Annotated in this window: 27 protein-coding genes, 1 tRNA gene and 3 pseudogenes; 11 read left to right on the forward strand and 20 right to left on the reverse strand. The window is 59.4% G+C overall.

Features of this window, described 5'->3' with window-relative positions; all coding sequences use genetic code 11:
- Positions 1 to 63 precede the first annotated feature (63 nt).
- The 3 genes from GKR99_19980 to GKR99_19990 all read right to left on the reverse strand — a co-directional run bounded on the left by GKR99_19980 (position 64) and on the right by GKR99_19990 (position 1,966).
- The gene (locus GKR99_19980; protein ID NKB29704.1) at positions 64 to 894 is read right to left on the reverse strand and encodes a 1-acyl-sn-glycerol-3-phosphate acyltransferase; all 831 of its coding nucleotides are present in this window, start codon (positions 892 to 894) and stop codon (positions 64 to 66) included.
- Positions 891 to 1,664 carry a GNAT family N-acetyltransferase gene (locus tag GKR99_19985; protein NKB29705.1) on the reverse strand — a complete coding sequence of 258 codons (774 nt, stop codon included), beginning with the start codon at positions 1,662 to 1,664 and terminating at the stop codon, positions 891 to 893. Before GKR99_19985 ends, GKR99_19980 begins: the two co-directional genes overlap by 4 nt.
- A 119-nt stretch (positions 1,665 to 1,783) precedes the next feature.
- Positions 1,784 to 1,966 (reverse strand): DUF3553 domain-containing protein, encoded by a 183-nt coding sequence (locus GKR99_19990; protein ID NKB29706.1) that lies wholly within the window; start codon positions 1,964 to 1,966, stop codon positions 1,784 to 1,786.
- A gap of 29 nt (positions 1,967 to 1,995) precedes the next feature.
- Here GKR99_19990 and GKR99_19995 point away from each other — a divergent pair, with 29 nt between their 5' ends.
- Entirely contained in the window at positions 1,996 to 2,592 is a 597-nt protein-coding gene (locus tag GKR99_19995) for a histidine phosphotransferase (protein ID NKB29707.1), read from the forward strand.
- A 220-nt stretch (positions 2,593 to 2,812) separates the two neighbouring features.
- Here the strand turns inward: GKR99_19995 and GKR99_20000 are convergent, their stop codons facing one another.
- On the reverse strand, positions 2,813 to 4,078 hold the full coding sequence (locus GKR99_20000) for a glutamate-5-semialdehyde dehydrogenase (GenBank protein NKB29708.1): 1,266 nt from the start codon (positions 4,076 to 4,078) through the stop codon (positions 2,813 to 2,815).
- 2 nt (positions 4,079 to 4,080) lie between these two features.
- Complete coding sequence (locus GKR99_20005) at positions 4,081 to 5,001, reverse strand: glutamate 5-kinase (protein ID NKB29709.1); 921 nt, start codon at positions 4,999 to 5,001, stop codon at positions 4,081 to 4,083.
- Between the two features lie 30 nt (positions 5,002 to 5,031).
- Here GKR99_20005 and GKR99_20010 point away from each other — a divergent pair, with 30 nt between their 5' ends.
- Complete coding sequence (locus GKR99_20010; GenBank protein ID NKB29710.1) at positions 5,032 to 6,402, forward strand: transposase; 1,371 nt, start codon at positions 5,032 to 5,034, stop codon at positions 6,400 to 6,402.
- On the opposite strand, the gene GKR99_20015 is transcribed toward GKR99_20010, so the two are convergent.
- The 10 genes from GKR99_20015 to GKR99_20060 form a co-directional block, all read right to left on the reverse strand.
- The gene (locus GKR99_20015; GenBank protein ID NKB29711.1) at positions 6,351 to 6,758 is read right to left on the reverse strand and encodes a hypothetical protein; all 408 of its coding nucleotides are present in this window, start codon (positions 6,756 to 6,758) and stop codon (positions 6,351 to 6,353) included. The genes GKR99_20010 and GKR99_20015 overlap by 52 nt on opposite strands.
- Positions 6,746 to 7,801 carry a GTPase ObgE gene (obgE, locus tag GKR99_20020; protein ID NKB29712.1) on the reverse strand — a complete coding sequence of 352 codons (1,056 nt, stop codon included), beginning with the start codon at positions 7,799 to 7,801 and terminating at the stop codon, positions 6,746 to 6,748. Before obgE ends, GKR99_20015 begins: the two co-directional genes overlap by 13 nt.
- A gap of 109 nt (positions 7,802 to 7,910) precedes the next feature.
- Positions 7,911 to 8,447 (reverse strand): GNAT family N-acetyltransferase, encoded by a 537-nt coding sequence (locus tag GKR99_20025; protein NKB29713.1) that lies wholly within the window; start codon positions 8,445 to 8,447, stop codon positions 7,911 to 7,913.
- Positions 8,444 to 9,553, reverse strand: coding sequence for a GNAT family N-acetyltransferase (locus GKR99_20030; protein ID NKB29714.1), 1,110 nt, complete (start codon positions 9,551 to 9,553; stop codon positions 8,444 to 8,446). The genes GKR99_20025 and GKR99_20030 overlap by 4 nt, the downstream gene beginning before the upstream one ends.
- 75 nt (positions 9,554 to 9,628) lie before the next feature.
- Entirely contained in the window at positions 9,629 to 9,898 is a 270-nt protein-coding gene (rpmA, locus tag GKR99_20035) for a 50S ribosomal protein L27 (protein NKB29715.1), read from the reverse strand.
- Between the two features lie 12 nt (positions 9,899 to 9,910).
- Complete coding sequence (locus tag GKR99_20040) at positions 9,911 to 10,564, reverse strand: 50S ribosomal protein L21 (protein ID NKB29716.1); 654 nt, start codon at positions 10,562 to 10,564, stop codon at positions 9,911 to 9,913.
- A gap of 181 nt (positions 10,565 to 10,745) precedes the next feature.
- Positions 10,746 to 11,924, reverse strand: coding sequence for a hypothetical protein (locus GKR99_20045; protein NKB29717.1), 1,179 nt, complete (start codon positions 11,922 to 11,924; stop codon positions 10,746 to 10,748).
- Between the two features lie 116 nt (positions 11,925 to 12,040).
- A complete protein-coding gene (locus GKR99_20050; protein ID NKB29718.1) occupies positions 12,041 to 12,211 on the reverse strand; it encodes a hypothetical protein in 171 nt (56 codons plus the stop codon).
- Positions 12,159 to 13,091 (reverse strand): tetratricopeptide repeat protein, encoded by a 933-nt coding sequence (locus GKR99_20055; GenBank protein NKB29719.1) that lies wholly within the window; start codon positions 13,089 to 13,091, stop codon positions 12,159 to 12,161. The genes GKR99_20050 and GKR99_20055 overlap by 53 nt, the downstream gene beginning before the upstream one ends.
- A 3-nt stretch (positions 13,092 to 13,094) precedes the next feature.
- On the reverse strand, positions 13,095 to 13,946 hold the full coding sequence (locus GKR99_20060; protein ID NKB29720.1) for a DUF2059 domain-containing protein: 852 nt from the start codon (positions 13,944 to 13,946) through the stop codon (positions 13,095 to 13,097).
- A 161-nt stretch (positions 13,947 to 14,107) separates the two neighbouring features.
- Between GKR99_20060 and GKR99_20065 the strand changes: the two genes are divergently transcribed.
- From GKR99_20065 to GKR99_20075, 3 genes are all read left to right on the forward strand, one after another.
- Positions 14,108 to 14,197 (forward strand) — tRNA-Ser (locus tag GKR99_20065).
- A 225-nt stretch (positions 14,198 to 14,422) separates the two neighbouring features.
- Entirely contained in the window at positions 14,423 to 14,719 is a 297-nt protein-coding gene (locus GKR99_20070; GenBank protein ID NKB29721.1) for a hypothetical protein, read from the forward strand.
- Positions 14,720 to 15,112: 393 nt separating this feature from the next.
- Positions 15,113 to 15,625: a hypothetical protein gene (locus GKR99_20075; protein ID NKB29722.1), complete on the forward strand. Its 513-nt coding sequence runs from the start codon at positions 15,113 to 15,115 to the stop codon at positions 15,623 to 15,625.
- A gap of 345 nt (positions 15,626 to 15,970) precedes the next feature.
- On the opposite strand, the gene GKR99_20080 is transcribed toward GKR99_20075, so the two are convergent.
- Positions 15,971 to 16,459, reverse strand: a complete 489-nt coding sequence (locus GKR99_20080) for a hypothetical protein (GenBank protein ID NKB29723.1) — start codon at positions 16,457 to 16,459, stop codon at positions 15,971 to 15,973.
- Positions 16,460 to 16,516: 57 nt separating this feature from the next.
- On the opposite strand from GKR99_20080, the gene GKR99_20085 reads away from it, so the two are divergent.
- The 6 genes and pseudogenes from GKR99_20085 (at position 16,517) to GKR99_20110 (ending at position 20,061) form a co-directional block, all read left to right on the forward strand.
- Positions 16,517 to 17,020, forward strand: a complete 504-nt coding sequence (locus GKR99_20085) for a DUF3299 domain-containing protein (GenBank protein NKB29724.1) — start codon at positions 16,517 to 16,519, stop codon at positions 17,018 to 17,020.
- Positions 17,014 to 17,514: a DUF3299 domain-containing protein gene (locus tag GKR99_20090; GenBank protein NKB29725.1), complete on the forward strand. Its 501-nt coding sequence runs from the start codon at positions 17,014 to 17,016 to the stop codon at positions 17,512 to 17,514. Before GKR99_20085 ends, GKR99_20090 begins: the two co-directional genes overlap by 7 nt.
- Before the next feature lie 83 nt (positions 17,515 to 17,597).
- The gene (locus tag GKR99_20095; GenBank protein ID NKB29726.1) at positions 17,598 to 17,939 is read left to right on the forward strand and encodes a transposase; all 342 of its coding nucleotides are present in this window, start codon (positions 17,598 to 17,600) and stop codon (positions 17,937 to 17,939) included.
- Positions 17,872 to 18,228, forward strand: a pseudogene (locus GKR99_20100) (IS3 family transposase). The gene GKR99_20095 and the pseudogene GKR99_20100 overlap by 68 nt, the downstream one beginning before the upstream one ends.
- Before the next feature lie 154 nt (positions 18,229 to 18,382).
- Positions 18,383 to 18,615 (forward strand): annotated as a pseudogene (locus tag GKR99_20105) (thiamine pyrophosphate-binding protein).
- 81 nt (positions 18,616 to 18,696) lie between these two features.
- Positions 18,697 to 20,061, forward strand: a complete 1,365-nt coding sequence (locus GKR99_20110) for a hypothetical protein (GenBank protein ID NKB29727.1) — start codon at positions 18,697 to 18,699, stop codon at positions 20,059 to 20,061.
- Between the two features lie 486 nt (positions 20,062 to 20,547).
- Here the strand turns inward: GKR99_20110 and GKR99_20115 are convergent, their stop codons facing one another.
- The 4 genes and pseudogenes from GKR99_20115 to GKR99_20130 all read right to left on the reverse strand — a co-directional run bounded on the left by GKR99_20115 (position 20,548) and on the right by GKR99_20130 (position 23,981).
- Complete coding sequence (locus GKR99_20115; protein ID NKB29728.1) at positions 20,548 to 21,990, reverse strand: sulfatase-like hydrolase/transferase; 1,443 nt, start codon at positions 21,988 to 21,990, stop codon at positions 20,548 to 20,550.
- Positions 21,987 to 22,779, reverse strand: a pseudogene (locus GKR99_20120) (TRAP transporter large permease subunit). The gene GKR99_20115 and the pseudogene GKR99_20120 overlap by 4 nt, the downstream one beginning before the upstream one ends.
- Before the next feature lie 72 nt (positions 22,780 to 22,851).
- Entirely contained in the window at positions 22,852 to 23,748 is an 897-nt protein-coding gene (locus GKR99_20125) for an IS3 family transposase (protein ID NKB29729.1), read from the reverse strand.
- Positions 23,694 to 23,981 (reverse strand): transposase, encoded by a 288-nt coding sequence (locus GKR99_20130; GenBank protein ID NKB29730.1) that lies wholly within the window; start codon positions 23,979 to 23,981, stop codon positions 23,694 to 23,696. Before GKR99_20130 ends, GKR99_20125 begins: the two co-directional genes overlap by 55 nt.
- Between the last annotated feature and the right edge of the window lie 94 nt (positions 23,982 to 24,075).

Here is a 24,075-nt window from a genome sequence, read left to right on the forward strand (position 1 = left end):
TATGTGCAAAATCACACGCGGCACATCAACTCTATCGGCAATGAAACGGTCACACGTTGCGGTTTATTCCGCCAGATGATGCGCCTCAAACCCGCCCCGAACCGCAGCCTCGGCTGCTGCTGCCAGCGCCTTGCGATCCGTCGCCTCGAACGGCTGCAAGGCAGTATGCAGAATGACCGAGACTGACCCGCCGCGCCGCTGCGCCAGCAGGGCCAGCAAATGCGGCGCCAGTTCCATATCGCCCCACCAGCCATAGAAGTCCGCCGGACGGTCCGGCGGCGCGTGATAGACCACCGAAACCGGCTGAACCTGTGATCCATTCTTCATGTTATTTCTCAGGAACGGTTGAAAGAGCATTGTTTTAAATGGCAAAACCTGCCGCCCATCGCTGGACGTGCCTTCTGGAAACAACAGCAGCAATTGCCCCGCCTGCAGGCGTTCTTGGATCGCATTGGCCTGCCCGGCAGCCTCGGACCGTGCGCGGCGGATGAACAGCGTTCCGGTGGCGCGGGCCAGCCAGCCGATGCCGGGCCAGCCTGCGACTTCGGATTTCGACACGAAGGTCACCCGCGCCACCGCATTCAACACGAATATGTCGAGCCAGCTGGAATGGTTCGCCACCATCGCCCCGGCATTGACCGGACCGCCCGTGACGCAGCAAGCCAACCCCAGAATGCGCAGCGCGCCGCGACAAACGGCTTGCGTGATGAACGGGGTCCAGGGACGGCGCGGTCCGAACAGCGGCCCTTCGACCACCCGGACCAGCAGCAACACCACCAGACCACCAAACACCAGCCCCGCCAGCAATGGCGCACGCAGCGCAACGCGCAGCCAACCCACCGCATCCGGGCGCGGCGGGGGCGGTTCGGGGCGCTCAGCGTACCAGGTGTTCATGTGCGGCCATTGGTATAGCGTAGTGCAGCCGCGCCAAGGCGGCGCGTGTCCATCACCAGGCACACATCGGTGGTGTTGAAAGCGTGGTCAATGAACGCCCCCTCGCCCACGAATCCGCCCAGCCGCAGATAGGCCTTGATCAGCGCCGGCACCTGCACCATCGCGGCGCGCCGGTCGAGGTGCGCTTCGGGCAGCAGATCCATCCGCTGAAAAGCCCCGTCGACGGCGCGAACCCGCAAGTCCGGTGGCGCAAGGTGCCGGTGATGCAGCAGCGACAGCGGCGCGGCCAGCGTGCTGACATCGGTTCCGTGAAAGCTTGCGACGCCGAACATGACCTCGACCTTGTGATGAACCACATATGCGGCCAGCCCCTGCCACAGTTCGTGCATCGCGGTTCCGCCCCGGTAGTCGGCATGGACGCAGGAGCGTCCAAGCTCCAACAAGCGCCGCCCCGAGGTGCGCAGGACCGACAAGTCATATTCGTCGTCTGAATAGAACCGCTGACCCACAGGCAGGTTTGCGCCCAGCATCAGGCGATAGACTCCGACGATCTGCCCCGCGACATCGTCGGCCCGCGCGCGATCCAGCAGGATCATGTGGTCATAAAGCGGATCGAAGGCGTCCTGTTCCAGCCGCTGCGCATGATCCACCAGCGGGCCGTCGCCGCCCAACTCCTCGACAAAAACCTGATACCGCAGGCGCGCAGCGGCGCGGCGGTCATCCGCTGTCCGGGCCAGGCGGAGCGAAAAATCTGGGGCGCGTGGGGTCATTGCGGGCGTTATCTATGGGCCGAAGAAGGGGCACGCAACCGGGGTTTCACACGGCCGTTTCCATTGCGTTAACCAACATACTGTTAACAATGCTTAGAAGAACGCACAGCATGCGCGCCTTAAGCGTCGAAATCGGGGATCAGCAGGACTTGACGACTATCAATCACGACCTTGCCTTGATGCCGAAAATTCACCGTGATCCGTGCGCCAATGTTCGATTGCACCTGTCCCGGCCCCCAGTCGGGTTGATCCGGGTGGCGCACGATTGTTCCGGGAACAAGTGCCGCATTCAACGCATCCATTTCTGCCCATCCTATTTCGGAGCTTGCCCATGACCAGAATTGTCCGCGACATTCCATCCCTGATCGGATCGCGTATCTGCCACGATCTTATCAGCCCTTTGGGCGCTGTCAGCAATGGGGTTGAGCTGATGTCGCTGACCACCAGCGATAGTGAGGAGTTGTCGTTGATCGGCGACAGCATCACATCAGCAAATGCGCGTATCCGTCTGTTTCGCATTGCTTTTGGCGCAGCAGTTGACGGTCAATTATTATCCCGGCTGGAGGTTGAGGCGATCCTGGCCGAGACATTCGGCACCGGCAAACTGGACGTCACCTGGGCTGCCGAGGGCGATCCGAGCCGTGCAGAGGCGAAACTGGCGCTGCTGCTGCTGATGTGCGTCGAAACGGCGATGCCCTGGGGCGGGACGGTCCGCATATCGCGCATAGGGACGGCATGGAAGCTGCTGGCGCGGGCGGATCGGCTGAAGCTGGAAGCGGACCTGTGGGAGGTTGTCAGCAACGCCGTCGCCACGACCCCGATTGAACCGGCACAGGTTCAGTTCCCGCTGGCATTCGATGCTGCGTTGCGGTTGGCACGCAAAGTGACTGTAGAGCTGACAGAGGAGCTGATTCAGGTCGATTTCTAAACGCTCTGGAGTGTTCGGGCGAGGATTCGGTTCTGCCGGTGTTTCGGGTTTGATACCGACAGCCCGCTGAGTTTTCTCTGCCACCCAAACTCAAGCCCGCGACGCGGGGCAAGTGGCCAATTGTTCGAATTCACCAACCCCCGGCAGCAGCGAGTCGCGGCGCCGGTGTCGTTTCGACGTACCGGCACCGAAAACGACGGCTGTCAAACGCAACGGGTCGTCAGGCGCGCACCGCCCCGTCGCCGGTGACGAGGTATTTGAAGCTGGTCAATTGTTCGGCCCCGACGGGACCGCGGGCGTGCATTTTTCCGGTGGCGATGCCAATCTCGGCGCCCATCCCGAATTCTCCGCCGTCGGCGAACTGGGTCGAGGCGTTGTGCATCAGGATCGCACTGTCGAGGCGCTGGAAGAAGCGGGCAACCACGGTGGCATCCTCGGCCAGGATACAGTCGGTGTGATCAGAGCCATACTGGCGGATATGGGCGATGGCTTCATCAATGGTATCAACGGTTTTCGCCGCGATCTTCATGTCAAGAAACTCGCGCCCCCAGTCATCTTCTGACGCCGGTGTCGTCCCGGAAATGGTTGCGAGTTCCTGGTCTGCGCGCACCTCTACCCCCGCGCCCAGCAATGCGCGAATGACGTCCTGACCGATGGTCCCGGCAACGTCGCGGTGGATCAGCAGGCATTCGGCGGCACCACAAATGCCGGTGCGCCGGGTCTTGGCGTTCAGGACAATAGGCAGCACTTTTTCGGGGTCGGCGGATTTGTCGACATAGATGTGAACAATCCCTTCCAAATGCGCGAACACCGGCACACGGGCTTCGCGCTGCACCAGGCCGACCAGACCCTTGCCGCCGCGCGGCACGATCACGTCGATTGTGTCGGTCATGGTCAACATCTCGCTGACTGCCGCGCGATCACGGGTCGGGACGCGCTGGATCGCATCGGCAGGCAGGTTGGCCGATGTCAGGCCATCGACGAGGCAGGCGTGGATCACGCCCGAGGAATGGAAGCTTTCAGAGCCGCCGCGCAGAATCACCGCATTTCCGGCCTTCAGGCACAGCGCACCCGCATCCGCCGTGACGTTCGGGCGGCTTTCATAGATCACGCCGATCACACCCAGCGGCGTGCGCACCCGCTGAATATGCAGCCCGCTGGCCATATCCCATTCGCTGATGATCTGCCCGACAGGATCGGCCTGTTCAGCCACCGTGCGCAGCCCGTCGACGATGCTGCGGATGCGGGTTTCATCCAACATCAGGCGGTCCATCATGGCATCGCTCAGCCCCTTGTCGCGCCCGAAGTCGAGGTCCCTGGCATTGGCCTCGATTATTTCGGCGCGGCGGGTCCAAACAGCTTCGGCCACACCGATCAGGGCGACGTGCTTACGCTCGGCGGTGGCAAAGGCCAGTTCGGCGGCGGCGGCTTTTGCACGCGCACCGATGTCAGCCATGATTGCCAGGATATCCTGCGTGTCCTTCATTGTTAACTCCGTTCGGCGCGCAGCATGGGCAATGCGGCGGCGTCCTCTGAGGTGCGCGGGTCCAGCGCCATGTCATCGCGGTGGATCAGGGCGGCGCGGCCGGGATAGCCCAGCGTCGCCTCGATCTGCGAGGTTTTCTGCCCCCGGATCGCGCCCGCCTCGACCGCGGTATAACGGCTGAGGCCGGTGCCCAGAACCTCGCCCGCCGGGCCTTTGATCGCGACCGGGTCGCCGCGCCCGAATTCGCCGATGATCGACAGGACACCGGCAGGCAGCAGCGATTTGCCACTGTCGAGCGCGGCCATCGCGCCGGGGTCAATCGCCACGGTGCCACGCGGTTTCATCGCCGCGATCCAGCGTTTGCGCGCTGTCCGGGGATCACTTTCGGGCAGAAACCAGGTGGCCTTTGCACCATTGTCCAGCGCTTTCAACGGCTGTATCGGCGCACCGGCGGTGATCGCCATGGCACAGCCCGCACCCGTGGCCGTGCGGGCCGCGATCAGCTTGGTCTTCATGCCACCACGGCTAAGGCCGCTGCCTGCGTCGCCGGCGTATTCCTCAATCTGGGGAGTGATGCGGTCAATCACGGTCAGATGCTCGGCCCGTTTGTCGGTGCGCGGGTCAGCCGTATAAAGGCCATCGACATCCGACAGCAGCACAAGGCAATCGGCCCCGATCGTCGCGGCGATCTGGGCGGCAAGGCGGTCGTTGTCGCCAAATCGGATCTCGTCCGTTGCGACGGTGTCGTTTTCGTTGATGATCGGCACCACGCCAAGGCCCAGAAGCGTTTCCAGCGTCGCGCGCGTGTTGAGGTATCGGCGCCGATCAGTGCTGTCTTCCAGTGTCGTCAGAACCTGCGCCGAGGTGATGCCATGCGGGGATACTGTTGAAAAAGTCCGTTGATTGGCCGCGCACGCTCTGATTCACTTGTTTTGAGGGTGGAGGGTTCGGCGATGATGGGTCCAAGGCAAGTTGCGCAAGGCGCGCTGTTCTATGAGTTCTCGATCGAGAGTTTTGTGCCGAAGGATCATCCCGTCCGGGGAATTGATCGCTTCCTTGATCTGACAGGTGTGCGCCCCTTGCTCGCTTCATACTACAGTGCCAATGGCCGCCCTTCGATTGATCCTGAACTGATGATCCGCATGCTGTTGTTGGGCTATTGTCAGGGCATCCGTTCCGAGCGACGGCTTTGCGAAGAGGTTCATGTCAATCTGGCGTATCGTTGGTTTTGTAAGCTTGATTTGGCTGATCCAGTGCCCGACCATTCGACATTCTCTAAGAACCGGCATGGCCGTTTCCGCGAGAGCGGTTTGTTCCGACATTTGTTCGAGGTCGTTTTGCAGCGCTGCATGGATGAGGGGCTGGTTGGCGGCCACAGCTTTGGTGTTGATGCCAGTCTGATCCCCGCGAATGCAAACCAGACGCGCGGCGTTGAAAGCAAAGACGGACTGCCAGCAGATCTGACGTCCCGTGCCGTCGACGAATATCTCGAGACGCTGGATGATGTGGCCTTCGGTGCTGCGACCAAGGTCGTCCCCAAATACATCTCACCGGCTGATCCAGCAGCGCGTTGGACTGGGGCTGACGGGGGAGCCGCCTACTTTGCCTATTCCACTAACTATATGGTCGATTTGGATAATGCAGTCATCGTGGACGTCGAGCCGACGGCTCCGATCCGGCCTGCAGAGGCGCGGGCAGCAAGGGAGATGATCGATCGTGTACATGAGCGGTTTGGCATCAAACCTGACAAGCTTGTGGGTGATACGGGTTACGGATCAGCCGAGATGTTGGGCTGGCTTGTGGACGAACGTCAAATCGAACCCCACATTCCGGTCTGGGATAAGTCAAAACGAACTGACGGCACATTCTCACGCGAAGACTTTGTCTACGACCCGGCGACCGACAGCTATACTTGCCCGACCGGCAAAGCCTTGCAAACATATCGGCGGAACTTCTCAAAACCGCGAAAGCCCAATGGCAGCAAAGACGGGTTCATCAGATACCGAGCCTCAAAGCACGATTGCGACGCATGCCCTCTGAAGTCGCAATGCTGTCCGAAGGACGACGGCAGACGCCTTATGCGGTCCGTTCACGAAGCCGCCCGAGACGTCGCTCGCGATATCCGAAAAACAGATGCCTACATGACGTCGTTCATCCAAAGGCGGAAGGTTGAAATGCTCTTTGCCCACCTGAAACGATACATCGGCGTGCAGATGATGCGGCTTCGAGGACCCAAAGGCGCAACCGAACAGTTCCAACTCGCAGCAACAGCTCAAAACCTCCGGAAACTGGCGAAGTTGGTGCCAGCAACAGTGCCAACGTGAAAGAAAACGGCGCGCGGCCGCCTCTCGCTCAACAACGCGCCGACCAAAACATCGACTTCTTCAACAGTATCCGGGGCCAGCGCCTGTTCATAGGCGCGCGCAAGGCGGATCTGGCCAACGGCTGCGGCGGCCTGGGATTGTTCTAGCGACAGTTCCCCGCCGCCCATGGCCAGCACGCCGCGCCCCAGCGCGATAGAGCCTGAGCTGACCAGCAGAACATCGGCCCCGCCTTCTGACAGGGCCGCCACATCCCGCGCCAGCCCGTCCAGCCATTTGGTGCGCAGGTTGCCAGCTTCGACCAGCAAGGCCGAGCCGATCTTGATGACCACGCGGCGGGCAGTTTTCAGGGACGCCATGATGCGGCCTCTTCTGTTTCTTCCGGTTCAGATTCAGCGATGCGCGTGCGAAGCCGGTTGTCGTCAATCTCGGCGCGCAGGGCCCGCAGAACGTCTGTGACGCCTTCGCGGGACACACCGGACATCGGCAACACCGGGCCGCCGGTGGCGGTTTCAAGCGCGGCAACAGCCGCAGCCACGGCTGCGTCGTCCAGGGCGTCCACCTTGTTCAGCGCGGTCACACGCGGCTTGTCGGCCAATGCGCCGCCATAGGCTTCGAGTTCGGTGATGATGGTCTGCCAGTCGGCGACGACATCTTCGGCGGTTCCGTCAACCAGATGCAACAGCACGGCGCAACGTTCGACGTGGCCCAGAAAGCGGTCGCCAATGCCTTTGCCATCGGACGCACCCGCGATCAGGCCAGGGATGTCGGCGATCACGAATTCAACCTCGTCCACGCCGACGACGCCCAAATTCGGATGCAGCGTGGTGAACGGATAATCGGCGATCTTGGGGCGCGCGTTCGAGGTTGCGGCCAGAAACGTGGATTTTCCCGCATTCGGCAGGCCCAGCAGCCCCGCATCGGCGATCAGCTTCAGGCGCAGCCAGAGTGTGCGTTCCACGCCCGGCTGGCCCGGATTGGCGCGGCGCGGGGCGCGGTTGGTCGAGGATTTGAAATGCAGGTTGCCAAATCCACCATTGCCGCCCTTGGCCAGCAAGGCGCGCTGCCCAACTTCGGTCATGTCGGCGATGATGGTTTCCTGATCCTCATCAAGCACTTCGGTGCCGACCGGCACCCGCAGCACGATATCGTCACCGTCTTTGCCGGTGCGCTGTTTGCCCATGCCCCCCTGCCCGGTCTTGGCAAAGAAATGCTGTTGATAACGAAAGTCGATCAGCGTGTTGAGGCCATCGACAGCCTCGGCCCAGACATCGCCGCCATCGCCGCCGTCGCCGCCATCGGGGCCGCCGTGTTCGATATACTTCTCACGCCGGAACGACATCGCTCCGCCGCCGCCCGCGCCGGAACGGATATAGACCTTGGCGAGATCGAGGAATTTCATGGGACCGCACGTAACTCAGCTGAGGTTTCAGCGATAGAGAAAAACGCCCGGACCCTCAAGCCATTGACGGCGCAGGTTTGCCGCATCAGCACAAGGTGGCCGGGCCGGTTCACCGTATCGCCTTCAGGTAGGTCCAGGTTGCGACCGTCGCACCACGCGCGACCGAGAATGCCTCGGCATCGCCCAGATACTCAAACCCCGCATTGGTCAGTACACGCGCCGAAACCGGGTTGTCCTGAAACACCGAGGCGAACAGCGTCTCACTGTTTTGCGGATTGGCGCGGACGATGGCCTCAACCGCTTCGGACGCAAGGCCCGAATTCCAGCAGGCCGGTGCGATCCAGAACGAGACTTCGGATTGATTGCGATCCATCCGTTCCAGCGCGATCACGCCCAGAACTTCGTCAAGGCCGATGGCATTGCCGTCCAGAACCCAGATATCCTCGGCACTTTGGGTCTGAGCACGGGCTACGAAGGCATCAATCGCCCCCGGCGGCAACGGATGCGGGATCGAGCGGGTGCCGCGCGCAATACGTTCATCCGCCGAATACATCTGCAGCAAGCCACTGTCGGATTTGCGAACCGGGCGCAGCACGAAGCGGTCGGCGGTGATGGTTGGCTGATTGGTGATCGGTTCGAGGATCATGTGTTCCCTCCCTGAAACAGCACGACAAGGACGCTGAGGACCGTCAGGCCCGCCAGTGTCCACATAAGAGTACGCTCGGCCGCGGTTCCGGCGACGAGGCGCGCGATCCGGTCCCCTCCCAAGGTCCAGATCGGGTGCAGGACCGCCTGCGTGATGAACAGGCAGATGGCCACGGTCGCGGTGGCCTGCAAGGTTGGGGTGCCGGGATCGACAAAAGATGTGAAGCCCGCCGTGATCATCGCCCAGGCCTTGGGGTTGAACGGATGGATCAACAGGCCCAGCCAGAAGTTGAAGGGTTTTCCGGTTTCGGATCCGGGGCTTAGCCGGGTGTTGGCGATGCGCCAGGCGACCCACAGGACCACGGCGATCGAGATCCACTTGATCACCGTCAGGACCAGCGGCGCGGTTGCGGCCAGGGACATCAGCCCAAATCCAAGCGGCCAGATGATCAGCTGTTTGCCCAGGATCACCCCGGCGATAAACGGCAATGACCGACGCAACCCGAATTTTGCGCCACTGGCCAGCAGCGCCATATTGGCCGGACCGGGGGTTCCGACCTGGCTGGCCGCGAAGACCAGGAAACTGGCGGTTGCAACGGGCATCAGGACGCCTCCCACTGCGCGCGGGTCAGCAGCATGTCGACGTGCGGTATCTCGGCGCCGTTGCTTTGCGAGAAACGGCGGCTTCGGCCAGTTTCGCTGAAGCCGATTTTTTCCAGGACCCGGGCTGAGGCTGCGTTGGCGGCGAAATAGCCCGAGGTCAGCGCGGCAATGTCGCTGGTTTCGAACCGGTATTCGACCAGCGCGCGCGGCCTCGGTCGCGATGCCCTGCCCCCAGAATTCGGGCGCAAGCCAATAGCCCAGTTCATCCAACGCGCCCATGCCACCAACAACAGAGCCATCCAGTGTGATCGCAACGCGCGCGGGCCACATGGTCGAGCCATCGGGATTGAACAGCACGAGGTCAGCATGGGTAAACGGATGCGCAATCCGGGACAGCCAGCGCGACACCTGAAAGTCGTTCAGACAGGCGACCACGACATCCGCGTCTGCCGCCTTAAACGGGCGCAGGATCAGGCGGTCGGTTGTGATCTGGTGGCGTGACACGGCTGACTTTCGGAACGAAAAAGGGGACCGGCGTTTCCGCCGTTCCCCCTAGGGTTGTATGTGCGGAGTGTCGGCTTATTCAGCGGCCTTGGCTGCCGGGAGGACCGAAATAAAGGTGCGGCCTTTGAGGCCTTTGTGGAACGTCACGTGACCTTCCGCGACCGCGAAGATCGTGTGGTCACGGCCCAGTCCGACGCCTTCGCCCGGCCACCACTTGGTGCCGCGCTGACGCACGATGATGTTGCCCGGAATGACGGCTTCGCCACCAAATTTCTTGACGCCAAGACGGCGTCCGGCGCTGTCGCGTCCGTTACGGGATGAACCGCCTGCTTTTTTATGTGCCATGGGTTCGTCTCCTTACTTCGCCAGTTTCTTGGCTTGCGTGATCCAGTCGTCCCGGTCGATCCGGCCTTTGAACGAAAGCTTTTCGTCAAAGTCGGCAACCTCGTCCGCGGTCCAGGCAGCGATTTGCGCAAAGCTGGTGATGCCCAGCGCGTTAAGTTTCTTGACGATCACCGGACCGACGCCGGAAATCTGCGTCAGGTCGTCAGCGGCGTCAGACTTGGGTGCGGCTTTTGCGGGCTTGGCTTCGGCCTTCGCCTCGGCCTTCTTGGGCGCGGCTTTCTTGGCAGCCTTCTTCGGTGCAGGCGCTGGCGCAGTGGCCGATCCGGCCCCGAGGGCGGCCATGACGCCGGATTTGTCAGCGCCCTTTTCCAGCAGATCGGTGACCTTGATCAGCGTCAGCTGCTGGCGATGGCCCTTGGTGCGCTTGGAGCCGTGCTTACGGCGGCGCTTGACGAAATGGATCAGCTTTTCGCCCTTGATCTGATCCACAACCTCGGCCTGCACCCCGGCACCTGCCACAAGGGGCGTGCCGATGGTCGAACCGATCATCAGGACGTCGTTGAATTGAATGGTGTCGCCGGCATTTGCTGCGAGTTTCTCGACACGGAGGATATCTCCGCTCTGAACCCGGTATTGCTTGCCGCCGGTTTTCATAACCGCGAACATGGGTCGTTCCTTTGTATCCCGCGTTCTGTGGCCCCGGTTGCCCGGCGTTTGTGACCCAAGGGCCGCCTGCGAACAGCGCGCCCCGTTGGGGGCGAATTTCGAATAGCTGGCCAGACTCACGCCCGCCAGAAGCCGGGCTTATGAGCGTCGTCGGGGGCCAAGTCAACCCGGATCGGCGGTGTTACAGCCCATGGTCTTCCAGAATCCTGATCAGCGGCTGCAATTCTTCTTCGTAATTGCGCCAACGGTCACGCGAACTGTCGTAAAATCCCTGCCGCACTTGTCCAATGCTAAGCGTTCTGACCGCGCTGGTCGATTTTTCCGGGCTAAGGCAGGCATCGTCCCACGCCAGATCCAAATCAGCGATCAGTTTGCGGGTCTGGGTTTCCGGGTCGGTGACGAGGTCTTCGTAGTGCACCTCGATCAACTCCGGGCCCATGACGGATTTCCAGTGGGTCATCAGGCGGTCGAAGGCAACGTAGTGGTGGCCGAGGTCTTCGAGGTCCATGGAATAGGAATGACCGTTTGGCCGCATCCTGTTCTGGAAAATCGAAAGACAAATGGCGCGTGGATTGCGCCGAACCAGTACGAATTTCGCATTTGGCAAGGCGGCAGATAACGGACCCAGATAATAGGCGTTGCCCAGGTGTTTGTCTGTCACCACCGAATTACCATTTGAACGTGCCCGAAGGTTTTCGCGAAGCACGCGGGAAAGTTCGCTGACATTCTCGGCATTGGGCTGAAAAAGCCTTCGCACAGAGGTGACAGCAAATTCATCTTCGCCAAGTTCATAGACCTTTGGGTGTTGCCCAATCATTGTCTCGATCAGGGTAGAGCCGGTCCTTGGCATCCCGACGATGTAAATGCAGGCGACATCGGGCGAGCTTTCCCGCCTTAGCGAACTGACCGCCGCACGGTCCCAATGTTTCGCGATCCGGTCCACCCGTGCGCCTGGGTCGGACGGAGGGATCGCGACTTCTTGCTTTTGCAGCCGGTTTGTTTCGCTGATGACCTCAAAGCCTTCGGTATAGTCGCCAATATCATCAAGCGCCTTGGACAATGCGAACCCCAGTTCGACACGATCCTGTCGGCTGCTTTGGCGTTTGGCCCACAGCGCACGCATATCGTCAATAAGCGGATTGTCAGGCAGCCAGGGTCTGAACGATCCATAGCGACGATATCGCGCCCCATCGTTCGGATTGCGCTCAATCAAACGCCGAGAGATTTCAACCGCCTCATCCAATCGCCCGGCCCGACCCAGAAACAACGCCTTGATACGCTGTTGATCGTCGCATTCGTCAATCTCGTCCAGGACCTTCAGCGCCGCGTCAATGCCTTCCAGCGCATCAACGCTGGTCACATAGTTCTGAACTTCGCCGATTGTGTTGAAAAACTCCGTTTTAGGGCCTGAACGATGATTTTTCTTTCCATGCAGCCCGATCCTAAATTTTTGGCGCGGGGGTCGGCCCAAATCGCCTACATGCGCTCACGCGCAGCCATGCGCTGTCTCGTGGTCAAAGCTTTCCGACTATTTCGCTTCATAGGTTTTCGCAAGAAATCCGCGACGCTCTGATTTCGGAGTTTTTCAACACAATCAGCCCATATCGACAGGCCGCGATGCCCAGACCTTTTGGATCGTTTCGACAACCCTTTGGTGTTCACCCATGCCGCCATAAACCCGCGCCAGATGGGTCAATACATCATTGTTGTCGGGCGACTGGTCGCGCATTTCTTCGCCCAGAATGCGCGCCTCGTTCAATCGCCCCGCCTGATAAAGCGCGTCGGCCAGATTGTATTTGGCGGCATAATCCAGGGGGTTGGCAGAAAATGCCGCCGACAACACCTCGACAGCTTCGCGAATTTGTCCGGTGCGGCTAAGCGCGGCCCCCAGATTGGCTTGTGCTTCGGCAAAGCCCGGCGACAGAGTCAGCGCGCGGCGAAGGGCCTGTTCCGCCGCGCCATTGGACCCGGATTCCATATGAATGATGCCGCGCATGTTGTGCAGAAAAGCAACCTCGGGCCAGTCAGCGATCAGGGGGTCCAGCAGGTCACGCGCGTCGTCCAGACGCCCCGCCTCGATTGCGCGTCGAACTTCGTGCACCCGTTCCGGCGGAACATCGCCAAGCGAGGTTGTCGCCAGGTTGGGGCCGCCCTTGGCCAGGGCCTTCAGCCGTTTCTTGGCCAAGCCCTTCAGCGGCGCCTTTTCTGCCACCCGGCGAGCGCGGCCTTTTTGGCCTGCGCGATGCAGATCGGTCACATAGCGTGTCCAGATCGCTTCATCCTGCGGCGCGCATTTCGCCGCTTCGCTCAGGGCTGCCAGGGCAAGGTCAACCTTGCGAAAACTCATCAACGCGGTGGCACGAACCAGATGTGCCTGGGCCAAACGCGGGTGCGTTGCCAACAACCTATCCGCTTTTTCCAGAGCGATGTCCGGGCGTTTCGCTTCATTCGCCTGATTGGCCGCAGCAAGTTGGGCCTTCAATGCCGCAATCGCCTGCGGAGAGGCCTTCATCTGCGCGCGCGCCATGCCTCAGATATCCTCACCCGTCATATATTGGGCCGCGGTACGCCCCAGCGCCCGGCTGATCCCGGTGTACATATCATCGAAGGCATCGAACAGCGCCCGGTTCAGAACCTGGCCATCCGACGTCAGCGAGAATTCTGTATAAGCCTCGATATCGGCGTCTTCGAGCGGCTGATAGGCCAATGCCAGATAGGAATAGATCCACTCGGTCGTGTCGGCGCGGATATCCGCCTCCTGACTCCAGACAGTGGTCAGGATCTGGTCTTCGGTCAAAGTGTCCTCGAACGCGCCGCCATCCAGCAGACCCTGATAGAACGCATAGCTGGAATTGAGCCCGCCCACAACGTTGCCTTCGATCAGGTCATTGGCGCCGATGAACATTGACAGCAGGTCAAGCCGGGGATCCTTGGCTTCCAGCATGTCGTGATATTGCTGCTCAGATAGCGCCTCAACCTCGTCATCCAGCAGCGCTTCGCGCGCGCTGAGTTCCAGGCTGACGATTTTCTGGCCGCGTTCGGACGTGAAGAAGGCAAGCATCCCGGACAGGTCGCGGTCATCCAATTCGCGGTCCAATGCCTCGAGCACGACGGACTCCATGGCATCCGCCTGATAAATATCGGCCACGACTGCCCGCCAGGCAGCCCCGCCACGACCGACGAACATTTCCTGTTCGAGGGAGTCGCCATAGGCGCGCCCCTCGGTCTGCATGATCTCGACGATCCCGGACAGATCCAGCGCGTCAAAAAGGGCCCGGACATCGGCGCGCGGTTCTGCATGGGCAAAGGATGCGACCCATGCGAGGCTGAGTATCAGCGTGTAGCGGATGAAACGAAACGTGCGACGCATGCCCATGATCATTAATACACTCCTACAACAGTCCGCCCCGGCGTACCCCCTGCGCGGCCGATTTGAAAGGGGCAGACCGCCAGGGGTTGTGCCAGTTTAACAGATCAGCCTGGTCGGACAATTCCCTTGCACCACCCCAAAGGGCAGATTAAACGACCCCCGCTGACCCCCGCGGAGAGGTGCCGGAGTGGTCGAACGGGGCGGTCTCGAAAACCGTTGAGGGTGCAAGCCTTCCCAGGGTTCGAATCCCTGTCTCTCCGCCATTTTGCGTAACTAAAACATTGATTTTGAAGAGCAAAATCGATGCTCATGCAAATCCACCCCCCCATTCCAGCCCCCAAACAACACTCTCACCCTAGTCGCGATGACATTTAAAACCCGGACTGAATAGCACCGGGCGAGTTCTTTGTGTCGTGGTAGTTTCTATTGGGTGCTGGCACCCAATGGACATGCCAGCATTCAAATGGCTAATATCTCGGCTGCACCCAATGGAAATTTTTCCGATGCTGAACGACGAGATACGTGCGCTCCGAGAGGTGGCAATCGATTGCCTGCAAAATTCGGCGTTCTTTGGCAAAGACGAAGAACCCGAAAAATTCAGGGCGGAGAGCAGGTCCCAATCTTGGGAACTGCGGAGACGCCTTATAGACAGCGCAGTTCAGAAAGTTAGTGCAACCGACAATAAGAATGTTTTTGACGCAAAGGTTGAACAAATTGAGCACGCTGCAGATGTCGGCAAATCGCTGATTGTGTTGAAAAACTCCGTTTTAGGGCCTGAACGATGATTTTTCTTTCCATGCAGCCCGATCCTAAATTTTTGGCGCGGGGGTCGGCCCAAATCGCCTACATGCGCTCACGCGCAGCCATGCGCTGTCTCGTGGTCAAAGCTTTCCGACTATTTCGCTTCATAGGTTTTCGCAAGAAATCCGCGACGCTCTGATTTCGGAGTTTTTCAACACAATCCGCTAGTCTATCCGTCGTTCAACTCTAAGGCATTTTCAGGGGGCATTGATGACGTTCAGACCTCTTGCAGGCTTACGTCCACTGTTGATCCCCGCGACCTCATCCGAGAAGCAGAGCACGGGTACCGCTTAGATATTGACCGCCAGAGCTTCGAGTCTGCTATCGGTGACTATCTTGTTAGCCCCTTCCGAGACGTGTGGGTCGACCGAATTCTTTTGAAAACACTGATCGATATGGAGGTGACAGCTTTTCTCAAGGAAGTGCACTGGAGAGACCCGATAACCCGACGGTCTCAAATTGACGATTACATTGCTATGTCGTCACTCTTGTCTTCTTGGTTCAAAGGACGGTTAGTTGGTGGGGCGCTTTCATTGGCGTTCGTTCTGGCAATCGCGCTCATCGTTGACAACCGGGTCGCCGATTGGGTCACAATCTCGCTGCTGGGCAGCGTGGTCGCTCTCTACTGTATATCCACGTTGGTTAGCTTCATTGCGATGTTGAAATCTCGATCAATACTATTGAGGAATGGCGTCGAACTTACCAATGCATTCGTGCAAAAACCCGCTTTTGCCGCGTCGATTTTTACGGAACTGAATGGTGAAGGCCCAATAAGCACCGCGCGTTTGAGGGACATTGTTTCCAATTCCGCTGACCAAGGCATTTTGTGGCCTAGCGGTGTGTGGGTCATGCTTGATGATCTGGATCGCCGCAATGTCTCGATGCTTTAAGTCTCTTGTCTGCTCGGAAGGCGATGCGGACCGGTAGAGATTGAATAAAGGATACTAAACCAACGCATCCACTTAGAATGTTTGCACGCATTATGCCATTAGGCGGGGTTCGTCGGACGCTCGACTTTCAGACCTCCTCAACAAGCCCCCGCATTGATCGGATCAGTGCGGCCAACTCACGCCGCCGGACCACGACATCAGCAGAATAAAGGCCATACTTCAGGGCATTGGCGTTGCCGGTTGGCGCTCCGGGTGACTCGCCGCCATGCATCCGGCAGCGACCGTTAGCCATTGCCGGAGATTGGTAAGGGTTTCCGGACCTCGCCTTCGCGCCGCATCGCAGGCTCAGGTGCATGGGTAATTTGCTTTGCATGGGGTTGTTGCTCCATTTTGCATTGATCCCCTCCCCCGGTCGCTCGACATTGCCAACGACGGCCTGGCCGCCTGCATGGACGTTGACGTGTTCGCATTGACTGCATCCAGCCGTTCCACCAGCTTGGCAAAGTCCGGCAGGGACCGGGTCAACCGGTCGATCTTGTAGACAACGATCTGATCGACCCGGCCGTCGTCGATGTCTTGCATCAGCTGTTGCAATCCGGGCCGATCCAGATGCCCGCCCGATATGCCGCCATCGTCATAGCGATCCTTCAGCAGCACCCAGCCCTCATGGCGCTGGCTGGAAACATAGGCTCTCAGCGATGCCCTCGCGGCGGCACAATGCGGCAATGCTCTCCTCGCCGCGCAGGCCGGCCAGCACGACCCTGATCTTCTCTTCTGCTGAATAGTGTTTGCGGGTCTTCCGCTTGATACCCCTGCTGGCGCAATTGTGAGCATGGTTCCAGCTTTCAGAGCCTATCGTCTTTCGCTGGCCGATGGTATGACGGTGCGCACATGAAGTTTTCGCGCAGACATATCATTGCAAGTGGATTTGCCGCTACGGCATCCGCACGACCATCGCTGGCACTGTCGCCGCTTGAAATTGGCTGGGAAGACTTGATCCCACCGGGCGTGCCCTATTCCGAGATCATTGGCGAAGGCGACCTGGACGAAGCCAACGACACTTGGAGTCCCATCTTCGATGCCAATGCAACCAAGTTGAATGAGGGCCTGGATGGGGCCTACATCCGGATGCCGGGCTACATTCTTCCGCTAGAGATTGGTTCGGAAGGCATCACCGAATTTATCCTTGTACCCTATATCGGCGCTTGCATCCATACGCCGCCACCACCACCCAACCAGCTGGTGTTCGCAAAGGCAACGAAGCCCTGGCCGGGAGATCAACTTTGGGATGCTGTCTGGGTTAGCGGTACTTTGCGTACGCGGCTGCAATCCACTGCGATTGCGCAAACCGGTTATGCGCTATCGGTCGATACGATGGAAACCTACGAATGGTAACGTCTCTGTCTCGGCGCAATGCCATCGCACTGCTGGCCGGCGCAACCATTCTTCCACGTGCCGTGCTTGCGGATGCGGTCGTTGATCTGGATTGGGAAGACCTGCTGCCCAAAAATCAGTCAGCAATTCCACCCGTCCTGAACAGCCTCATCGAGCATGATGCACACAGCCTGTCCAGCCAGCAGCCCGCCTCGACCGGGGTTCGGTCTGACTGGAATGGAATGATCGTGCGGCTGCCGGGTTTCATCGTCCCGATCGACACATTGGGTGCCGCCGTCACAGCGTTCATCCTGGTGCCCTTTGTCGGCGCCTGCGTCCATGTTCCGCCACCCCCGGCAAACCAGTTGGTCTTCGTAACGACCCCTAAGCCTTACGAGACCGAGGGCCTCTACGCCCCAGTTAATGTGACGGGTATGTTCGGAGTATCCTCAATGACCACTCATCTGGCGCAGATTGGTTATGCACTTTCGGCAGAGAAGATTGAGCCGTTCTGAAGCCAAAAGATCACTTAGATGCTCTGAGGTGCCCCTAGATTTGTAGACGCATTGCCCCCTAGTTTTGCGGTCAGTAGGTCGACATGGGGACAAGCAATTACAGCGATGATTTTAAGCGGGATGCTGTGCACCAGATCACGGTGCGGGGCTATCCTGTACGAGAGGTGTCCCGACGGTTGGGCGTCAGCACGCACTCTTTGTACAAGTGGATGAAGCTATTCGGGGAACCATCGCCGAAGCCAGGCGTGGACCACGAAGCCGAGAACCGGCGTCTGAAGCGAGAGCTGACACGGGTTACCGAGGAGCGTGACATCCTAAAAATGGGTCAGGCCAATTTCCGCCATTGGTCCGAGGGCAATGGTCGAGCGCGTACTTCGCGCGCGAGTCCCAATGAAGTACGCCTTCATCCACTGCCTGGCAGTTGATTGCGCAGCAATCGACGAGAAGGCGGGGCATCGTGGCGAGTTCGGTGTCCGGGCCATGTGCCGGGTGCTGCGGGTTCATTTCTCGGGCTTCTACGCATGTCTTACGGAACCGTTAAGCCACCGAGCGCAGGAAGTTGTGCGGCAAACCGAACTGATCCGCCGGGCTTGGGCCGACAGTGGCAAGGTTTATAGCTACCGAAAGTTAACAGAAGATTTGCGCGATCAAGGAGAACGGGTTTCCGAGAACCGGGTTGCGCGGCTGTCGTCATTGGCCGGGATCGCCGCACAGATCGGCTACAGTCGCCGTCCGGGGCGCTATGGCGGCCAGCCTGCTGTCGGGTCCGAGAACAAGCTAAACCAGAAGTTCCATGCCTCTCAGCGCGATCAGGTCTGGGGTCGTTCATTGTGGCGCCATTTGGACCCACAGGTGCTGACGTCAGGCAATGTTCGCCAGCGGCCAGCACTATGCTTCCGCGACATCCCGTTCCACGCAATGTTCGAAGGTCTGGGCGGTTATGGCGAATTGGTCACCAAACGCGCCGTTCTGCCGGGCGCCCTGGAAAGCGCCATCGCCTCGGGCAGGATGGCCTGCATCAACGTCAAAGCGCGCGGCGTGATCAGCCCGATTGTGGCAGCAACGTCAGACAAGCGCGACAAGGCATCGATTGAAAAATGACGGTTGGGGGCCGAGAGCCGACCATGCGATCCCAGACCCTGCGGATGCTGCACCGCATACGACGTCAGCACAGAGCCTTCAATGACCGATATTGCAGCTCATCAGAATGCCGGCTGCGCAGCGGCAGCGGCTCTGAATTGTTGCGTTGGTACCACCGCTAATGCAGACTGCCCCGCAGATAAGGGGGAACCGATGACGTTCGTTTGGATTATTCTCTTTTTGGCTGCTGCATACGTGACTTATGGCCTCGTGGTTCCACACCCACATCGGCGCAAGTTTTCTAAAGGCTTGCCCGAAGATGCGATCAGTGACGGCTACCTTTCACCGCGCGAAATCGTTGATCCGGACGAAGATGCCATCGCGAAACGGGTAAGCGATGCTTTCACTGCCCAAACCCTGAAGCACCAAAAGAACATCGGCAAGGACGATCCGGCGTTTCATGAGCCTCATTGGGGGCATACCAACGGCATCTTGCACGGAACGCTATGTATTGACCGAACCGAAAACCTGCCCAATGCGTTCCGCGTCGGGCTCTTCGCGGCGGATCGCGACTACGCGGTGGTTGCGCGCAGCGGAATGGCCGTGGACCGCGATATTGGATTTGCGATCAACCGGCTAGCGGTGAAGCTGAAATACCCGGAAGCAGTTCCTAATGTGTACGCATCGGATGGAAAATCGAACGAGCTCGATTTGCTGCTTGTCGCCGGCACGTCCGAAACGAATGCGCCAGACCACACGTTCTTCGTGCGTGATGCACGTCAGATGAATGTTGCAGCGGGCCTCAAGCCACCGTCTCTGGAAACACTCAGAACGTTGGCCAACTGGCGCAATGTCGCGCTTTTGCTGGGCGTCCGCGGCCGGGTGAAAAAAATAATGGCAACTTATCGGCGTCCGCCAGAAAGCACGAAGGGGTGGGCCGGCAAACCCTATTACTCGCTTGGACCGTTCGCATTGGGTGACGGCGCCATGAAGTTTCGCCTCGTCCCCGAAACCCGGCACGATGTGGCCGAAAATGATCCGCTGAGGCGGGATGTTACCGCTGTCTACAAAGACAATATGGATGCCTGGATCGAGGCCGGAGAGGACGCGAAGTTCCGGTTGGGAATTCAACCTGCCACACCCGACTGCATTCCAGATCCGACCGCCGATGACCCACCGAAAGCCGTCATGGCGGCAGAATACTGCGACATTCAATGGGACGAGACGGTATCGCCCTATATCGATGTGGGCACGCTGACCTTGAAGGCGGATGCGTCAATGAACACTGCTGAAATGTGGGGGAAACTGCAGTTCAACGCGTGGAATACGTTGCAATCAATGCGACCGCTCGGGCAATTGTTCCGCCTAAGAGAACACGCGCATGCCGCGCACAGCAATACGCGGGTGGCACATATCTACGGCAACAATCCTGGCGAGCTGGTCGGAAAATGCCCATTTCACAATTGACCGGAATGGCGTTGCGAAGACTCGACGTTTTGCCTTGTCCGCCGTGGTGCCAGGCAGCTGATTTCAGTTAAACGCCGCAAGTGCGAGCCAACAACGCCAAGAGGTCGGAAGCCGACATACATACAGGTTTGGAACCGGGTTTCTCTCTGCGCTACCGCGTGACCGCTGTGCGCCCAAAGTTATCCGATGCTTCGGTCCGCTCCGGTGTTCGCGATACAGGCTTAAGCCGCCGTTTGAACCGGCTACCGAGACTGTCGAGTTGATGGGTGGTGGCGATTACATCTATGTTTCAGGGGTTTGCGTGGTGCGGCTTGCAACGCTAGTTCGCGTTTCCATTGCGCAAACTCATGTTGAATCGCGCAATTTCCGGTGCAACGTGCATTTAAGAAAAAATGACCGAATTCCACGATGAAGGAAACATCAACACGGCGCCTTGCGGAACGGCCTGAAATCATTGGCAATGGGTATATTGCCTTGGCGGGCTCGTCAGCGTGGCCAACCTTCGCCGCGCTGGAAATGGAGACCCCGGTCCGCTCGCCAGGAATAGGTCTTGTCCGGCAGACCCACGAATGTATCGCCATCCAGCCAATTCAGATCGGCTCCGTACAACTCGCGTCTCAGAGCTTCTTGCATCCGCGTCAGAACATCCGCATGGGCGGTATCGGCTGACAGGTTTGTCATCTCTCGCGGATCGTCGTTGAGGTCGAAGAGTTGGAAGAGATTGCCGACCGGATAATAGATCAGCTTATAGCGTTGGTCGCGGATCATGCGGCAGGCGCTGTCGTCTTCGCCCCATTCGCCGTATATGTATTCCCGCTGTTGGGAGTCCGCCATCGACATGCCGTCGATGCTGCCCGGCGCGTCGATGCCACACATATCCAGAAGCGTCGGCATGACGTCCCGAAGACCCATCAGTCGGTCGTCGGTGTCGCGGTTCTGAAGGCGCGGATTGTCCTTCGTACCCATGACGATCATCGGCACATTGGCCGAGCATTCATAGAACAGTCGTTTCGCGACCGTGCCATGATTGCCCAGCATGTCGCCGTGATCTGACATGAACACCACAATCGTGTTGTCGAGGATCTTTTCCTGCCGAAGCGTTCCGATCAGCCAGCGGATCTGGTGGTCGATATGGGTGCAGAGCGCATAGAAGGCGCGGCGTGCCTCAAGAATCGCACTGTCTGAATGCAGCCGGGCCCTGCCCTGCATTGCGGCAATCGGGTAAGGCAAGTTGCCGCCTTGCGCCCAATCGGCCACGTATGGCGCGTCCATCTCGATATCGCGGTAAAGGTCGACATAGGTTTGCAGCGGTACCAGCGGCGGATGCGGGTGCCGGTAGCCGAGGTACCAGAATGCCGGCCTCGTCGGGTCGCGCCGCTTGATTGTGCGCGCCATGGCCCGGGTCGCCCAGTTGGTCACATGCAGGTCATCATCCAGATGCCATGGCCGCCAATCGTATTGGTTGGTCGACATGCCGTGGTCGTATTGGCGCCCGGCGAAACCGCGATCACCAAGATAGGTGTCGTAGTCATCGACCATGCCGAATTGCGTGCGGCCTTCCTCGTCCAGCAGCACGCTGTCGAACCCGATCCGATCGCGCTGCGGATGGACATGCAGCTTGCCCACGGCGTCAGCCTGGTAACCGGCGTCGCGGAAGGCCTGAGGAAGGGTTGTGGCGTCCGGCATCGCCAGGTTCTCGGTAAAGCTGCGGTCGCCGTGGCTGCGCGGGCTTAGCCCGGTCATCAGGCTGCGCCGGGCCGGGATGCAGACGGGGCATTCGGAATAGCAGTTCGTGAAGCGCGTGCCCGCCAGGGCAATCTGATCCAGCCCCGGCGTCCTGATCACCGGATGACCAGCCACCCCCAACAGTTCCGCCGGCCAATGGTCGGTGCAGACCAGCAGAACGTTCGGACGGTCCGTCGCCGTCATCCTGTATAGCCGAGCATTCGAGGCACGAAGAGCACGAAATCCTCCCAGATCGTGATCACCAACAGTGCACAGATAAGGATGAAGGGGAAGGGCCAGACATCCCTGATGATGTCCTGTGTCTTGGCTTTGGTTATATTGGCCACGATGAACAGCAGCATGCCGACCGGGGGCGTGACCAGCCCGATCATCGCGTTGACAACGACGATGACGCCGAAATGCACCAGGTCGATACCAAGGCCGATGACGGTCGGAATGAAGATCGGCACGATGATCAGCAGGATCGGTCCGGGTTCCAGCACGCAGCCCAGCAACAGGAACAGGATGTTGATCGCAATAAGGAATTCCAGCGGGGACAGATCGAATTGCGCCATGAACATTGCAAGGCTGTCGGGTATGTTTTCGCGGGTGATGACATAGTTGAAAGCGATGGCGCCCATGATCAGCACACCCACAGCCGCCGAAGAAATCCGCAAAGCTGACCGAGCGATAGAATAGCACCGAGATCAGCAAGGCATAAAACGCGGCGACGGCGGCGGCCTCAGTCGGGGTCATCACGCCGCCATAGATGCCGCCCAGCAGGATCACCGGCAGCATAAGCGCCGGGAAGGCCTGCCACGTCAGGCGCGGCAGTTCCCGCAAGGGCGTCGGGTCTTCCACCGGAAAGTTACGTTTTCGCGCGATATAGGCGTTGGTGCCTGCCATGCTAAGCCCCATCAGCAACCCCGGCAGGATACCCGCAGCGAAGAGGTACCCGACAGAGGCGTCCGAGACGATGGCGTACATCACCATCGGCAGCGACGGCGGGATGATAGGACCGACCGTGGCGGTCGCGGCGGTGATGGCTGCGGCATATGATTGTGTCTAGCCCCCAAGTTCTGGGCCATTTCTGATTAGAGTTTCTGGCATTGGTGGTCGCATGTTCAGAGCCTGGTGCGGACGTGTGTGGTTGTACTGCTTAAGCCAATGATTGATGACGATCTGTGCCTGTTTCGTTGTTGTGAACCATTCAGCGTTGAGGATCTCGTGCCGGAGAGTGCCGTTGAACCTCTCGTTGTATCCGTTTTCCCAAGGGGACCCCGGATAGATTCTAATTGGTCGAACACCAACGCGAACCAACCACTCCTGCATCGCCTTGGCTACGAACTCTGGGCCGTTGTCGGAGCGGATATACTCCGGCGTGCCATGGCAGAGGAGCAGCGGATATAGCGCCTCCAGAACATCTTCGGCGCCCATCCTGCTGCGAACTTCCACGGCCAGGGCCTGCCGGGTGTACTCATCCAGAACGGTCAGCATCTTGTAGCTCCGGCCATTGCTGAGCTTGTCGTGAACGAAGTCGATGCTCCAGATGTGGTTCGGATGCGTCGGCCTGAGGCGAATGATCGAGCTGTCCTTGTGATAAAGCCGTCTGCGCTTCCTGTGCCGCTGCGGGAGTTGCAGTCCTTCTTCCTGCCAGAGACGCTCAACCTTCTTATGATTGACCCGCCAGCCCTCGATGCGCAGGAGTTCCGAAACTTTACGATAGCCGTAGCGCCCATATTGCTTGGCCAGGCGGATCAAAGCGAGCCGTAGAGCATCATCGTCTTTTGGCGCGGGTCGATATTGCAGAGAGCTTCGCGCCATACCGACGACCCGGCAGGTCCTCCGCTCCGAGGTCGCGAGCTTTTGGCGCGTATGAATAACGGCCTGACGGAGCTCCCCAGTCGTCAGGCCCTGGGCTTTAAGTAGTTCAGGCTTTCTTTGAGGATCAGCTTGTCCAATTCAAGCTCAGCGACGATCTTCTTGAGACGCCCATTCTCCTTTTCCAGGCTGCGCATCTCCGACAACTGCGACCGTCCCATACCACCAAACCGTTTCCGCCAGTTGTAATATGTCGCATCGCTGATGCCGACGCTACGACACGCCGATGCAACGTCACTTCCTCCCGTCAGCTTCAGCTCAATCTCACGCAGCAGCTTCAATACATCTTCGTCCGAATGCCGTTTCCGTGCCATTACATATTCCCCTCTCAAGACCAATGTAGTGGCCCAGTTTTAGGGGGGAAGGACACCAAGGCCCTCGGCATGGGTGCGCATGGCCTTGGGTCAT

Source organism: Paracoccaceae bacterium (assembly GCA_012103375.1).
Lineage (GTDB): Bacteria > Pseudomonadota > Alphaproteobacteria > Rhodobacterales > Rhodobacteraceae > WLWX01.

Coding starts and splice junctions, on each gene's coding strand:
- GKR99_19980 (NKB29704.1), bottom strand. CDS start 894: ATGAACACCTGGTACGCTGAGCGCCCCGAACCGCCCCCGCCGCGCCCG.
- GKR99_19985 (NKB29705.1), bottom strand. CDS start 1,664: ATGACCCCACGCGCCCCAGATTTTTCGCTCCGCCTGGCCCGGACAGCG.
- GKR99_19990 (NKB29706.1), bottom strand. CDS start 1,966: ATGGATGCGTTGAATGCGGCACTTGTTCCCGGAACAATCGTGCGCCAC.
- GKR99_19995 (NKB29707.1), top strand. CDS start 1,996: ATGACCAGAATTGTCCGCGACATTCCATCCCTGATCGGATCGCGTATC.
- GKR99_20000 (NKB29708.1), bottom strand. CDS start 4,078: ATGAAGGACACGCAGGATATCCTGGCAATCATGGCTGACATCGGTGCG.
- GKR99_20010 (NKB29710.1), top strand. CDS start 5,032: ATGATGGGTCCAAGGCAAGTTGCGCAAGGCGCGCTGTTCTATGAGTTC.
- GKR99_20015 (NKB29711.1), bottom strand. CDS start 6,758: ATGGCGTCCCTGAAAACTGCCCGCCGCGTGGTCATCAAGATCGGCTCG.
- obgE (NKB29712.1), bottom strand. CDS start 7,801: ATGAAATTCCTCGATCTCGCCAAGGTCTATATCCGTTCCGGCGCGGGC.
- GKR99_20025 (NKB29713.1), bottom strand. CDS start 8,447: ATGATCCTCGAACCGATCACCAATCAGCCAACCATCACCGCCGACCGC.
- rpmA (NKB29715.1), bottom strand. CDS start 9,898: ATGGCACATAAAAAAGCAGGCGGTTCATCCCGTAACGGACGCGACAGC.
- GKR99_20040 (NKB29716.1), bottom strand. CDS start 10,564: ATGTTCGCGGTTATGAAAACCGGCGGCAAGCAATACCGGGTTCAGAGC.
- GKR99_20055 (NKB29719.1), bottom strand. CDS start 13,091: ATGGCGCGCGCGCAGATGAAGGCCTCTCCGCAGGCGATTGCGGCATTG.
- GKR99_20060 (NKB29720.1), bottom strand. CDS start 13,946: ATGATCATGGGCATGCGTCGCACGTTTCGTTTCATCCGCTACACGCTG.
- GKR99_20070 (NKB29721.1), top strand. CDS start 14,423: ATGGAAATTTTTCCGATGCTGAACGACGAGATACGTGCGCTCCGAGAG.
- GKR99_20080 (NKB29723.1), bottom strand. CDS start 16,459: ATGCTCACAATTGCGCCAGCAGGGGTATCAAGCGGAAGACCCGCAAAC.
- GKR99_20085 (NKB29724.1), top strand. CDS start 16,517: ATGAAGTTTTCGCGCAGACATATCATTGCAAGTGGATTTGCCGCTACG.
- GKR99_20090 (NKB29725.1), top strand. CDS start 17,014: ATGGTAACGTCTCTGTCTCGGCGCAATGCCATCGCACTGCTGGCCGGC.
- GKR99_20095 (NKB29726.1), top strand. CDS start 17,598: ATGGGGACAAGCAATTACAGCGATGATTTTAAGCGGGATGCTGTGCAC.
- GKR99_20110 (NKB29727.1), top strand. CDS start 18,697: ATGACCGATATTGCAGCTCATCAGAATGCCGGCTGCGCAGCGGCAGCG.
- GKR99_20115 (NKB29728.1), bottom strand. CDS start 21,990: ATGACGGCGACGGACCGTCCGAACGTTCTGCTGGTCTGCACCGACCAT.
- GKR99_20130 (NKB29730.1), bottom strand. CDS start 23,981: ATGGCACGGAAACGGCATTCGGACGAAGATGTATTGAAGCTGCTGCGT.